A 12,179-nucleotide genomic window follows, 5' to 3' on the forward strand; every position below is an offset into this window, starting at 1 on the left:
CCAAGATTATAGACAGATTGAGCCAGCCAGCGCAATAGGCTGGCGTGCAATTTTTTACAGTTCCGGTTCCAGTCGCGTGGTGCCGCCCATGTAAGGCTGCAGCGCGGCCGGGACGGTGACGGAACCGTCGGCGTTCTGGTAGTTCTCGAGGATGGCGACCAGCGTGCGGCCAACGGCCAGGCCCGAGCCGTTCAGCGTATGGACCAGCTCCGGCTTGCCCTGTCCCACGCGGTAGCGGGCCTGCATGCGGCGCGCCTGGAAGTCGCCCATGTTCGAGCACGAGCTGATTTCGCGGTACGTGTTCTGCGCCGGGATCCAGACTTCGAGGTCATAGGTCTTGGTGGCACCGAAGCCCATGTCGCCCGTGCACAGCACGATGGTGCGGAACGGCAGGCCGAGCTTCTTCAGGATCGCCTCGGCGTGGCCGGTCAGCTGCTCCAGCGCGTCGAACGACTGCTCGGCCGGCACCACCTGCACGAGCTCGACCTTGTCGAACTGATGCTGGCGGATCATGCCGCGCGTGTCCTTGCCATACGAGCCCGCTTCCGAGCGGAAGCACGGCGTATGCGCGACGAAGCGCAGCGGCAGCTTGTCGCCCGCGACGATGGCATCGCGCACGATGTTGGTCAACGGCACCTCGGCGGTCGGGATCAGGTAGAAGTTCTCGGTGCGTTCGCCATCCTCGCCACCGACCTTGCGCGGCACCTTGAACAGGTCTTCCTCGAACTTCGGCAGTTGGCCGGTCCCGCGCATCGACGCGGCGTTGACGATGTACGGCACGTACATCTCGGTGTAGCCATGCTCCTGCGTATGCGTGTCCAGCATCAGCTGCACCAGCGCGCGATGCATGCGGGCCATGCCGCCGCGCAGCATGGAGAAGCGCGAACCGGTCACCTTGGCCGCGGTATCGAAGTCGAGGCCGAGCTTGTCGCCCACGTCGACGTGGTCGCGCACCGCGAAGTCAAACTGGCGCGGCTCGCCGACGCGGCGCACTTCGACGTTCTGGGTCTCGTCCTTGCCGACCGGCACGCTTTCGTGCGGCAGGTTCGGGATCGACAGCATCAGTTCCGACAGCTGGGCCTGGATTTCCTCCAGGCGCGCGGCGGAGGCCTTGAGCGTATCGCCGATGCCGCCGACTTCCGCCATCACGGCCGAGGCGTCTTCGCCTTTGCCCTTGAGCATGCCGATCTGCTTGGACAGGCTGTTGCGGCGGGACTGCAGTTCCTCGGTCTGGGTCTGCAGTTGCTTGCGCTCGCTTTCAAGCGCCTGGAAGGCTGCTACGTCGAGTTGGAAGCCGCGCGTGGCAAGGCGTTGCGCCACGGCGTCGATGTCTTTGCGGAACAGCTGGATGTCGAGCATGTTGCGGTGTGAAGTGCGGGGCCGGCGACATGCCGGCGGACCCGCCATTTTACTTCACCCGCGCGCCCTGACGCCTCGGAACTGTGCGGGCTTGCCGCCTTATTCGCCGGTTTTTCCCTTGCCGCGGTGCTCGCGGTGCCAGGCATCGTCCAGTTCGCGCAGATGGCGCAACTTCTCGGCGATCTTGCCCTCCAGGCCGCGCGGCACCGGCTGGTACCAGCCCTGGGCCTTCAGGTCGTCGGGGAAATAGTGCTCGCCGGCGGCATACGCCTCGGGCTCATCGTGCGCGTAGCGGTAGGCGTGGCCGTAGCCAAGCTCCTTCATCAGCCGCGTGGGCGCGTTGCGCAGGTGCACGGGCACCGCGCGCGACTTGTCCTTGGACACGAACGCGCGTGCCGCGTTGTACGCGTTGTAGCCGGCGTTGGACTTGGGCGCAACGGCCAGGTAGATCAGCGCCTGGCCGAGCGCGAGTTCGCCTTCGGGCGATCCGAGGCGCTCATAGGTTTCGGCGGCGTCCAGGGTGATGCGGGCGGCGCGTGGATCAGCCAGGCCGATGTCCTCCCACGCCATGCGCACGATACGCCGCGCCAGGTAGCGCGGATCGGCGCCGCCGTCGATCATCCGGCAGAACCAGTACAGCGCGGCATCGGGATCGGAGCCGCGCACCGATTTGTGCAGCGCGCTGATCTGGTCATAGAACGCATCGCCCCCCTTGTCGAAGCGGCGCAGGTTCTCGGACAGCGCGCTGCCGAGCAGGGCGGTGTCGATCTCGCTCTTGCCGGCGTTGCGCGCGGCGCGCACCACGATCTCGATATTGTTCAGCAGCTTGCGGCCATCGCCGTCGGCGGAGGCCACGATGAGCTTGAGCGCCTCCTCCTGCCAGGTGATGCCCCCCAGTTCCTCGCTGGCGCGCTGTGCGAGCTGCGTCTGCTCGGCATCGTCCAGGCTCTTGAGCACATACACGGCGGCGCGCGACAGCAACGCGCCGTTGACCTCGAACGACGGGTTCTCGGTGGTCGCGCCGATAAACGTGAACAATCCGCTTTCCACGTGCGGCAGGAAGGCGTCCTGCTGGCTCTTGTTGAAGCGGTGGACCTCGTCGACGAACACCAGCGTGCTGCGGCCGTGCGCGCGGAACTGCTCGGCGCGCTCCACGGCTTCGCGAATGTCCTTCACGCCCGACAACACGGCCGACAGCGCAATGAATTCCGCGTCGAAGGCATCGGCCATCAGCCGCGCCAGGGTGGTCTTGCCCACGCCGGGCGGCCCCCACAGGATCATCGAATGCGGCTCGCCGGACTCGAACGCCACGCGCAGCGGCTTGCCCGCGCCGAGCAAGTGCTGCTGGCCGATCACCTCGTCGATATTGCGTGGACGCAGGCGCTCGGCGAGCGGTTGCCGGGAACGGTCGGAAGAATCGGAAAACAGCGTGTCCGCCACGGTATTCAGGCCTCGTAATTCGCAAGACCACGCACCCGCTGCAAGGCATCGGCGTGGTGGGCGCCAGCGGCGCCGGAGAACGTGACAGTGTAGACCATTGGCCCGTCAGGCCTGCGCGGCGGCCGGAAACGCCACCACGTCCTCGATCTCCACGCGGATGCCGATCGGCTGGCCGATTACGTGGTCGTGGTGCGACGGCACCAGTGCGAGCACCTTGCCACCGCCGGCCAGTCGCAGCGTATAGAGGATCTCGGCACCGCGAAACGCCTTGTGCACGACGTCGGCGCGCAGCGGGCTGGCATCGTCGTGCACGATGTCGTCGGGACGGACCAGCACGTCGACCGGCGCGCCAGCAGGCAAGCCCAGCGGCACCGCGGGGCGCAGCGTGCCCAGTTCCAGCCCAATCTCGCCATTGGCCTGCATGCGGCCCGGCATCAGCACGCCCTGCCCCACAAAGTCCGCCACGAAACGCGTGGCCGGGCGGTGATAGAGCGCATGCGCGCTCGCCCATTGCTCGATCGCGCCGCCGTGCATCACGCCGATCTCGTCGGCCATGGCAAAGGCCTCGTACTGGTCGTGCGTGACCAGGATCGCGGTGGTTCCCTGCGCTTTCAGGATGTCGCGTACCTCCAGGCTCAGCCGCTCGCGCAGGTCGACGTCGAGGTTCGAGAACGGCTCGTCCAGCAGCAGCAGTTCCGGACGCGGTGCCAGTGCGCGTGCCAGCGCCACGCGCTGCTGCTGGCCGCCCGACAGCTCATGCGGATACTTTGCACCTGTGCCGGACAAGCCGACCAGTTCAAGCACTTCCGCCACGCGGGCCGCGCGTTCTGCACGCCCCACGCCTTTCAGCCCGAAGGCAACGTTGTCGGCCACGTTCAGGTGCGGGAACAGTGCGTAGTCCTGGAACACCATGCCAATGCGCCGCTGTTCGGGCGGGACGGCGTAGCCCGCGGAGGACACCAGCGTGCCGTCCAGCACGATGCGCCCGTCCCGCAACGGTTCGAACCCGGCAATGGCGCGCAGCACGGTGGTCTTGCCGCAGCCGCTCGGGCCCAGCAGGCAGGCAATGCTGCCGCGGGCCAGCCGGAATGACAGGCCATCGACCACGACCTGCCGGCCGAAGGCATGGCGGATGTTGTCGACGTCAAGGACCGGAGCAATGACAGGCGCGCTGGCGCCCGATGGGGTGAAGGAATCGGCTCGCATCCGCGAATTATAGGGACTGGCGCGATGTGGCCCGCACGACGCCCACGTTGCTAGAATGGCCGGCTGTTCCAGTCGCCCAGCGCGCCGTCCGCATGCTCCTGCTCCGCCATCGCCGCCTGCATCCGCTGACCCTTGCCGCGCTCGCCATGGCGTTGCTCGTGGCCGTGCCCATCGTGTTCGTGGCCGCCAGCGTGCTGGCTCCGGCGAGCGAGACCTGGCGCCATCTCGTCGACACGGTGCTGGCCGAGTATGTCGCCAACACGCTGTGGCTGCTGCTCGGCGTGGCCTGCGGCGTGCTGGGGCTTGGCGTGACATCGGCCTGGCTGGTGACGACCTACCGTTTTCCCGGACGCGGTCTGATGGAGTGGGCGCTGGTGCTGCCGCTGGCCATGCCGGCCTACGTGATCGCCTACGCCTACACCGACGCGCTGCAGTTCGCCGGCCCGGTGCAAGGCTGGTTGCGTGCGCTCACAGGCTGGAAGGCGCGCGAGTACTGGCTCCCCGAGATCCGCTCGCTGGGCGGCGCCATCGCGCTGTTCTCGCTGGTGCTTTATCCCTATGTCTACCTGACCGCGCGCGCGGCTTTCCTCCAGCAGACGCAAAACACGCTCGAAGCCGCCCGGCTGCTCGGCCATGGTACGTGGAGCCGCCTGTGGCGCGTGATGCTCCCGCTGGCGCGGCCCGGCATCGTCGCCGGCACCGCGCTGGCAATGATGGAAACGCTCGCGGATTTCGGCACGGTCGCCTACTTTGCCATCCCGACGTTCTCGACCGGGATCTACCGCGCGTGGTTCTCACTCGGCGACAAGACCGCGGCCGCGCAGTTGTCGGCCTGCATGCTGGCCTTTGTCATCGCGATCCTGCTGGCCGAGCGCGCCAGCCGTGGCCGCGCACAGGTCTACGGCAACCAGCGGCGCGCGCCGGCTGACCCGCTCACCGGTGTGCGTGGCTGGCTGGCGTTGCTGGCGTGCGCGGTGCCGGTGCTGCTGGGTTTCCTGATGCCGGCGCTGATGCTGTGCCGCATGGCGCTGACCGATGGCGATGCGCAGCTCGGCCCGCGCTTTTTCGGCCTGATCCGCAATAGCGTGCTGCTGGCCGGCACCACGGCGCTGGTCGCCGCCGGCATCGCGCTGGCGATCGGCTATGCGAGTCGCGCCGCCAACGCCCGGCGCGGCTGGCTGGTGCGCGGACTGACGCGACTCTGCGGCATGGGCTATGCACTGCCGGGATCCGTGATCGCCGTTGGCGTGCTGGTGCCGGTGGCCTGGCTCGACAATGCCTTGTCCGGCTGGCTGCAGCAGCAGTTCGGCATTGCGGCCGGCCTGCTGCTGACCGGCGGCATCGCCGCGCTGGTCTATGCGCTGCTCGTGCGTTTCCTGGGCGTGGCGCTGCAGACCGTCAATGCGGGGCTGGGCAAGATCACGCCCAGCATGGACGCCGCGGCCCGCAGCCTTGGCCACGGCCCGGCCGCCACCTTGCGCCGCGTGCATTTGCCGATGCTGCGCGGCAGCCTGCTGACCGCCAGCCTGATCGTGTTTGTCGACGTGATGAAGGAGCTGCCGGCGACGTTCGTCATGCGCCCGTTCAATTTCGACACACTCGCGGTCCAGGCCTACAACCTGGCCTCCGACGAACGCCTGGCCGAGGCCGCCACGGCGTCGCTGGTCATCGTCGCCGTGGGGCTGTTGCCGGTGGTGCTGCTGTCGCGAACGATACGCCGGGGCGCGGATTCCTGATTTCCCTCAAGTCTGGCCCGCAGGCTGCCGATATCCGGGCTTGGCCCGGATCCGGATTCCCTTCATGGCGAGCGCGCCCTCTCGCCGCCACAGGAAACTTCCATCGTCCGGAGACAACAGACAAGGCTGCGGGCAGGGCCGGCCAGACGTCGCCACCCACCATGCGGCCGCAGATCGCCTTGGGGAATTATGCTGAAGTATCACTTTCTGGTCTTCAAGATGAACCGGCTGGTTGGCAAGGGCAGGCTCAGCAGCGTGGAGGAAGTTTCCCTGGCCGGCCAGCTGGCCGAAATGATCGACTCGCCAGACGCCGCGCAGCGCGTGCTCGCCGACCTGGCCGATCATGCCAACCCGCAGATCCGGCGCATCACGATCAACGCCATCCGCCGCTCGCACCAGTTGAGCGCACCCGGCCTGCCGGCCGTGCTGCTGCGCAGGATGGCCGATGCCGAACCGCTGCTCCGTCATGACGCAGTCGGGATTGTCCTGGACAACAAGATGGATGGCGCCGAGCTACGCGCGGCGCTGCGACGGCTGGCCGGCAAGGTGCAGTTGCCGCGGGATGCCGACCGCGCTCGCGCCAATCCATCCGATGCGGGACTGGCGGCGCAAGTGCGCGCGCGGCTGGCACTCGACAAGCTGCTGGAAAAGAGCGCCGCCGAGCGCAATGCCGCACTGGCCGCCGGGGCGCTGGAGATCGGCAACGGCCAGCCTTACGCCGAGGGAACCGTGGGGCACAAGGGCCTGATCCAACGCGCCTTGCGGCGCAAACAGGCCGGCCGGCGCCTCGACAGCAGCGTGAAGCTCACCTTCCGCAAGGTCGAGCCGGCCGAGGTGACCGGCAACAAGCGCTTCCTGCTCTGAGAGCCGATCCGAGCGATTACTTGAAGCCCGCGCGGTCCAGCAGCTTCTGGGCCTGCGGCTGGTACTTGCCGAGTTCACCCACGTTGATGGCATCCGCCTTGAATGGGCCCATGGCCTCGAGCGCCGGATTGGCGGCCTTCACGCCCGGCACCACCGGCCACTCATTGTTGCCGTCGGCAAAATAGCGCTGCGCGTCGTCGCTGGCCAGGTACTCCAGGAATCTGACGGCCGCCTCCTTGTTGGGCGCGTGCCTGAGCATGCCGCCGCCGGAGATGTTCATATGCGCGCCCTGGCTGCCCTGGTTGGGCCAGACCACGCCGAGCTTGTCGGCCACGGCCTTGTCCTCGGGCTTGGTCGATTTCAAGATGCGGGCGATGTAGTAGGTATTGGCGATGGCCACATCGCATTCGCCGGCGGCCACGGCCTTGAGCTGGTCGGTGTCGCCGCCCTTGGGCGCGCGCGCCAGGTTGCCCACGACGCCACGGGCCCATTGCTCGGTCCTGGCCTCGCCATCGTGCGCGATCAGGCTCGAGACCAGCGACAGGTTATAGACATGCCCGCCGGAGCGCGTGCAGACCTTGCCCTTCCACTTCGGGTCGGCCAGGTCCTCATAGCGGCCGATATCGCCGGGCTTCACGGCCGTCTTGTTGTAAGCAATGACGCGCGCCCGCGCGGAAAAACCGAACCACTCGCCCGAAGGATCGCGGTAGTTGGCAGGAATGCGAGACGCCAGCACCGTTGACTTCACCGGCGCGAACACGCCCGCCTGCTGCGCGCGCCAAAGGCGGCCGATATCCACGGTGATGAACACGTCCGCCGGGCTGTTGGCGCCCTCGCTTCGAATGCGCTCCAGCAACGGATCTTCCTGCCCTTCGATGCGGTTGATCTTGATGCCGGTCTGCCTGGTGAAATTGGCGTAAAGCGCCTCGTCGGTCTGATAGTGGCGCGCCGTGTAGAGGTTGAGCACCTTTTCCTGCGCGGTCGCGGCAAGCGGCTGCATCAGGACGACAAGCGCTGCGGACCAGGGCAGCAAACGACAAACAGTGGCGGTGACACGCATGGCTCTTCCCCAGTGATGGCGGCGAGCCAGCCCCGGCTCGCCTTGCTTGTTCGGATAGAGCCGAAAAAATAATCATTCCCGTTTAGGCGGTCAAATTACATTTGTGTCATGTTTGACGCTGCGCAGGAAAACCGATGGGCAACTAGCCGCGACGGACCCACGCCACCTTGCCGGACGTGATGCCCAGCGTGCGGCGCTGCGGGTTGTAGTCCATGGTGCCGGGATACTGCTGGCCATCGCGTTCGCCCAGTCGCCATGCGCAGCCTTGCAGCATCGCGATGGCGTCGGCCTCGGTCTTGCCGACCAGGCTGTCGTCGCCAAGCTTGTCGGCCTGGCAGCCTTCCGGCGAACCCAGCGCGCCCTGCGGGCCTGTCGGGCTGCGCGTGGGGCCTTGGGACGGTCCCTGGGTCGGGCTGGTAGCACCGGCGGTCGTGACAGGGCTGGCGGTCCCCGAGGGAGATGCTGATGGCGCCGCCGCGCAACCGGCGCCCAGTGCGCCAAGCGCCGCCGCGAAGGCTAGCGTGTGCAGTGCACGCCGACGAAGGACGGAGAGCATATTCTTTTCCTTGGTCCGATAACTTCAGTCTGTCGCGACCCTCTGTTTCCGCGACCTCTATGGTGGGACAGGGTCGACCGGCATTCAGTTTCCTGGCAAGCCGATCTGAATCTTTTGGGCGGCGACCGCCCGCATGAATCGCCGGCAGTACCATGGGACTACGGTCGTGCCGGCTGGCCCGGCCGTCCCCCTGCTTTTCTCACCAGACGGAGACTGCCTGCCATGGCCATCACCACCAGGGTTCGAAAGAAGAAGCAATATCGCAAAGCCGTGCTCAAGCTTCGCACCGCCATCAAGCGCGGTGACGCCGAAGCGATCCGCATCCGGCGCGAGCAACTCAAGGCGCTGCCGGTGCCGCGCCAGCGCTACGCGCACATGGGCAGCACGGCTGGCTGATCAGCCCTTGGCCCGGTCGACCAGGGCCTTCATTGCATCGGCGGGCAGCGGGCCGTGACAGGTCCGCTCGCCGCCGGCTTCACTGGTGACAAGCCAGACCTTGCCGGGCGAACCGGCGGGATGCAGCACCCAGGCCGGGCCGCGTGCACTGCTGCTGGGCGGCAGGTCTTCCAGCACGCCGGTGCTGGCCGATTGCAGCATGGTCGCGCACTCGTTCGCGGGCACGCGCGTCGCGGACAGGAAGGTCTGGTTGCCGAGCACTTCGGGCAGCGCCGTGTCGGACGCGCGCAGGAAGGAATCGACATCGAACTTGCCGCCTCCCGTCGTCGCGCAGGCAGACAAAGCCGCCGCAACGGACAGGGCGGCCAGGGCGAAAAACACCGGTTTCAGTGCAGACATGGCGCGCCTCATTGCTTCATCACGTCGGCGCCCTTGGGCACCGTGAACCGGAACGCATCCGCCGGCAATGGCGGATTCTTCTGCATCGCAGAGAACGTGAGCAGCGTCGTGTTGCCGAAGGCGTCGCGCAATTCCATCGCCTCAAGGTTGCCGCCCTTGAAGCCGATGCCGATACGTTCGAACTGCGTGTCCTTCGACTTGGGCGTCATCTCCAGCCACTCCACGCCGTCGCGCGTGGGGCCGTTCTTCACGGTGAAGTTCTTCTCGAAGTCGTTGCTGCCGAACAGGATGGCCGCCGGGCTGGAGCCCAGCGCGCCGTCAAGCTTGCGCTCGGTGACCTGGTTCAGGTCCTTGTCGTAGATGTAGAGCGTCTGACCGTCAGCCTGCAGCAATTGCTCGTAGGGCTTGGCGTAATGCCAGGTGAATTTGCCCGGGCGCGAGAACACAAAGCTGCCGCTGGATGTACCGGTAACTTTGAGCGTGTCGCCCTGTCCCTTGACCTGGCGCTGCGTGAATTCGCCCTTCGCGCTTTTGACGCCGGAAACGAAGCTGTGGAGCTGGTCGGTGGCGGCGGCCAGGGCCGTGGGCACGTGCAGGGCAAATACGGCCAGCGCTGCACAAGCCGACACGAGAATGCGATTTCGCATGTATCAGATCCTTGCTGATGGAAGAGGCGCCGCACCGCCTGCGCATCTGCCGCGGCGGTGCAACCTGTCTGGTTAGAGCGCTGGAGCGGCGCCGGATTCCGCCCGGCGCCACTTGCCGGGTAACTGCATGTTACCGATGCGGCGCTCAGTCATCTTCCCTTGCGGCGCCCGGCGTTGCAAGGATGTCCCGGTTGCCGTTGCCCGACATGGCCGAAACCAGCCCGGCTTTCTCCATATCCTCCAGCAGGCGCGCCGCGCGGTTGTAGCCGATGCGCAGGTGGCGCTGAACTAGCGAGATCGACGCGCGGCGGTTCTTCAGCACGACTTCCACGGCCTGGTCGTAGAGCGGATCGGCTTCGCCACCGCCGCCACCGATGCCCGCGCCGCCGCCAAAGCCGTCCGTACCGCTGTCGCCTTCGGCCAGGCCGCCTTCCAGGATGCCTTCGATGTAGTTGGCTTCGCCGCCTTCCTTGAGCTTTTCCACCACGCGGTGCACTTCGTCGTCAGAGACAAAGGCACCGTGGACGCGCACCGGCATGCCGGTGCCCGGGGCCAGGTAGAGCATGTCACCCATGCCGAGCAGCGCTTCCGCGCCCTGCTGGTCGAGGATGGTGCGCGAGTCGATCTTGCTGCTGACCTGGAAAGCGATGCGCGTCGGCACGTTGGCCTTGATCAGCCCGGTAATCACGTCGACCGACGGACGCTGCGTGGCCAGCACCAGGTGCAGGCCCGCGGCACGCGCCTTCTGCGCGATTCGTGCGATTAGTTCCTCGACCTTCTTGCCCACGACCATCATCAGGTCGGCCAGTTCGTCGATGACGATGACGATGGTCGGGAGTTTATCGAGCGGCTCGGGCGCGTCCGGCGTCAGGCTGAACGGGTTCGGGATCTTCTCCTCCTTGGCGGCCGCCTCGTCGATCTTCTTGTTGTAGCCGGCCAGGTTGCGCACGCCGAGCTTGCTCATCAGCTTGTAGCGCCGTTCCATCTCGCCGACGGCCCAGTTCAGCGCGTTGCCGGCCTGACGCATATCGGTCACGACCGGGCACAGCAGGTGTGGAATGCCTTCGTAGACGCTCATTTCGAGCATCTTCGGGTCGATCAGGATCAGGCGAACGCTTTCCGGCTTGGCCTTGTAGAGCAGCGACAGGATCATGGCGTTGATCCCGACCGACTTGCCCGAGCCCGTGGTGCCGGCCACCATGCAGTGCGGCATCTTGGCCAGGTCGGCCACCATCGGCTTGCCAGCGATATCCTTGCCCAGCGCCATGGTCAGGCTGGACGCGCTTTCGTTGTAGACCTGCGAACCGAGGATTTCCGACAGGCGCACGGTCTGGCGCTTCGGATTTGGCAGCTCCAGCCCCATGTAGTTCTTGCCCGGAATGGTCTCGACCACGCGGATCGACACCAGCGACAGCGAACGCGCCAGGTCGCGCGCCAGGTTCACCACCTGGCTGCCCTTTACGCCGGTGGCGGGCTCGATTTCGTAGCGCGTGATCACCGGGCCCGGATAGGCGGCCACCACCTTGACCTCGACGCCGAAGTCCTTGAGCTTCTTCTCGATCAGGCGCGAGGTGAATTCCAGCGTTTCGGCACTGACGGTTTCCTGGTGCGGCGGGATCGGGTCGAGCAGCGCCAGCGGCGGCAGGTCCGAATCCTGGATATCGGCGAACAGCGGCTGCTGCTTCTCGCGCTCCACGCGCTCGTGCTTGGGCACCGCCTGCGGGCGCACGATCTGCACCGGGGGCGCTTCCTCGATGCGCACGCGCTGCACCTCCACGGTCTCGGTGCGTTCCACCTTGGCGGCTTCGCCGATGATGCGGTCCTGCTTGCTTTCACGCCGGGCCTTGAAGCCCAGGAACAGGGACTCGACAAAGCCGCCGATCTGTTCGGCCACCGTCAGCCAGGAGAAATGGAAGAACAGCGACAGGCCGATGGCCAGCATCAGCAGCAACAGCAGCGTGGCGCCGGTAAAGCCCAGCGCGGTCTGCAGCCAGCCGCCGAGCAGGTCGCCCAGCACGCCGCCCGGCGCGCGCGGCAGCGCGGCCCGCAGCGGATACATGCGGATGGCTTCCAGGCCCATGCTGGAAAACAGCGTCAACCCGAAGCCGATCCAGCTCACCGTCACGCCCTGGCGGTGCTCCTCGCGCTCGGGCAGTTCCGCGGTCAGCGTGCGCCAGCCGCGCCAGCAGCGGCGCACCAGCAGCACAGCCAGCCAGTAGGCCGAGAAGCCGAAGATGAAAAACAGCACGTCCGATACCCAGGCGCCCACGCGGCCGCCGAGGTTGTGGATATCTGCCACCTGGTTGGCGTGCGACCAGCCGGGGTCCGTCTTGCTGTAGCTGGCCAGCACGCAAAGGAAGCCCAGCGTGACGGCCAGCAGCAGGAACCAGCGCACTTCGCCAAGCAGTTTGCCGATGCGCGAAGGCAGCGCCGACGGGTCCGTCCGGGTGGTGGTGGTTGCTCTGGCCATGCCTTGGTCTGGTTCGCTTGCAGGTGATGGTGGCGGCCATTTTAAC

General features: G+C 66.7%; 11 protein-coding genes. 3 read left to right on the forward strand and 8 right to left on the reverse strand.

Translation table 11 applies throughout. From position 1 onward, the window contains the following. Positions 1-54: 54 nt before the first annotated feature. The 3 genes from serS to AC3FKH_RS12890 all read right to left on the reverse strand — a co-directional run bounded on the left by serS (position 55) and on the right by AC3FKH_RS12890 (position 4,005). Entirely contained in the window at positions 55-1,359 is a 1,305-nt protein-coding gene (gene serS, locus AC3FKH_RS12880; RefSeq protein ID WP_488676014.1) for a serine--tRNA ligase, read from the reverse strand. Positions 1,360-1,458: 99 nt separating this feature from the next. Next, positions 1,459-2,799 carry a replication-associated recombination protein A gene (locus AC3FKH_RS12885; RefSeq protein ID WP_488676016.1) on the reverse strand — a complete coding sequence of 447 codons (1,341 nt, stop codon included), beginning with the start codon at positions 2,797-2,799 and terminating at the stop codon, positions 1,459-1,461. 105 nt (positions 2,800-2,904) lie between these two features. Then, a complete protein-coding gene (locus AC3FKH_RS12890) occupies positions 2,905-4,005 on the reverse strand; it encodes an ABC transporter ATP-binding protein (protein WP_488676018.1) in 1,101 nt (366 codons plus the stop codon). A 92-nt stretch (positions 4,006-4,097) separates the two neighbouring features. On the opposite strand from AC3FKH_RS12890, the gene AC3FKH_RS12895 reads away from it, so the two are divergent. Continuing rightward, positions 4,098-5,741, forward strand: coding sequence for an ABC transporter permease (locus tag AC3FKH_RS12895; protein ID WP_488676019.1), 1,644 nt, complete (start codon positions 4,098-4,100; stop codon positions 5,739-5,741). A 189-nt stretch (positions 5,742-5,930) separates the two neighbouring features. Continuing rightward, complete coding sequence (locus AC3FKH_RS12900; protein WP_488676021.1) at positions 5,931-6,605, forward strand: hypothetical protein; 675 nt, start codon at positions 5,931-5,933, stop codon at positions 6,603-6,605. Between the two features lie 16 nt (positions 6,606-6,621). Here AC3FKH_RS12900 and AC3FKH_RS12905 read toward each other — a convergent pair whose 3' ends face one another. Together AC3FKH_RS12905 and AC3FKH_RS12910 are read right to left on the reverse strand one after the other, a co-directional pair. Then, entirely contained in the window at positions 6,622-7,665 is a 1,044-nt protein-coding gene (locus AC3FKH_RS12905; RefSeq protein ID WP_488676023.1) for a Fe(3+) ABC transporter substrate-binding protein, read from the reverse strand. A gap of 142 nt (positions 7,666-7,807) precedes the next feature. Continuing rightward, on the reverse strand, positions 7,808-8,221 hold the full coding sequence (locus AC3FKH_RS12910) for a hypothetical protein (RefSeq protein WP_488676025.1): 414 nt from the start codon (positions 8,219-8,221) through the stop codon (positions 7,808-7,810). A gap of 222 nt (positions 8,222-8,443) precedes the next feature. Here AC3FKH_RS12910 and AC3FKH_RS12915 point away from each other — a divergent pair, with 222 nt between their 5' ends. After that, positions 8,444-8,617: a hypothetical protein gene (locus AC3FKH_RS12915; RefSeq protein WP_488676026.1), complete on the forward strand. Its 174-nt coding sequence runs from the start codon at positions 8,444-8,446 to the stop codon at positions 8,615-8,617. Here AC3FKH_RS12915 and AC3FKH_RS12920 read toward each other — a convergent pair whose 3' ends face one another. The 3 genes from AC3FKH_RS12920 to AC3FKH_RS12930 form a co-directional block, all read right to left on the reverse strand. Continuing rightward, positions 8,618-9,016, reverse strand: a complete 399-nt coding sequence (locus AC3FKH_RS12920; RefSeq protein WP_488676028.1) for a hypothetical protein — start codon at positions 9,014-9,016, stop codon at positions 8,618-8,620. An 8-nt stretch (positions 9,017-9,024) separates the two neighbouring features. After that, a complete protein-coding gene (gene lolA / locus AC3FKH_RS12925; RefSeq protein ID WP_488676030.1) occupies positions 9,025-9,663 on the reverse strand; it encodes an outer membrane lipoprotein chaperone LolA in 639 nt (212 codons plus the stop codon). 145 nt (positions 9,664-9,808) lie between these two features. After that, positions 9,809-12,133 (reverse strand): DNA translocase FtsK, encoded by a 2,325-nt coding sequence (locus tag AC3FKH_RS12930; protein WP_488676032.1) that lies wholly within the window; start codon positions 12,131-12,133, stop codon positions 9,809-9,811. Positions 12,134-12,179 lie beyond the last annotated feature (46 nt).

It is taken from the genome of Cupriavidus sp. 21MJTG02-4 (assembly GCF_057798975.1).

Excerpts from the sequence above, each read along its gene's own strand:
- serS (WP_488676014.1), bottom strand. The coding sequence starts at position 1,359 with ATGCTCGACATCCAGCTGTTCCGCAAAGACATCGACGCCGTGGCGCAA.
- AC3FKH_RS12890 (WP_488676018.1), bottom strand. The coding sequence starts at position 4,005 with ATGCGAGCCGATTCCTTCACCCCATCGGGCGCCAGCGCGCCTGTCATT.
- AC3FKH_RS12895 (WP_488676019.1), top strand. The coding sequence starts at position 4,098 with ATGCTCCTGCTCCGCCATCGCCGCCTGCATCCGCTGACCCTTGCCGCG.
- AC3FKH_RS12900 (WP_488676021.1), top strand. The coding sequence starts at position 5,931 with ATGCTGAAGTATCACTTTCTGGTCTTCAAGATGAACCGGCTGGTTGGC.
- AC3FKH_RS12905 (WP_488676023.1), bottom strand. The coding sequence starts at position 7,665 with ATGCGTGTCACCGCCACTGTTTGTCGTTTGCTGCCCTGGTCCGCAGCG.
- AC3FKH_RS12910 (WP_488676025.1), bottom strand. The coding sequence starts at position 8,221 with ATGCTCTCCGTCCTTCGTCGGCGTGCACTGCACACGCTAGCCTTCGCG.
- AC3FKH_RS12915 (WP_488676026.1), top strand. The coding sequence starts at position 8,444 with ATGGCCATCACCACCAGGGTTCGAAAGAAGAAGCAATATCGCAAAGCC.
- AC3FKH_RS12920 (WP_488676028.1), bottom strand. The coding sequence starts at position 9,016 with ATGTCTGCACTGAAACCGGTGTTTTTCGCCCTGGCCGCCCTGTCCGTT.
- lolA (WP_488676030.1), bottom strand. The coding sequence starts at position 9,663 with ATGCGAAATCGCATTCTCGTGTCGGCTTGTGCAGCGCTGGCCGTATTT.
- AC3FKH_RS12930 (WP_488676032.1), bottom strand. The coding sequence starts at position 12,133 with ATGGCCAGAGCAACCACCACCACCCGGACGGACCCGTCGGCGCTGCCT.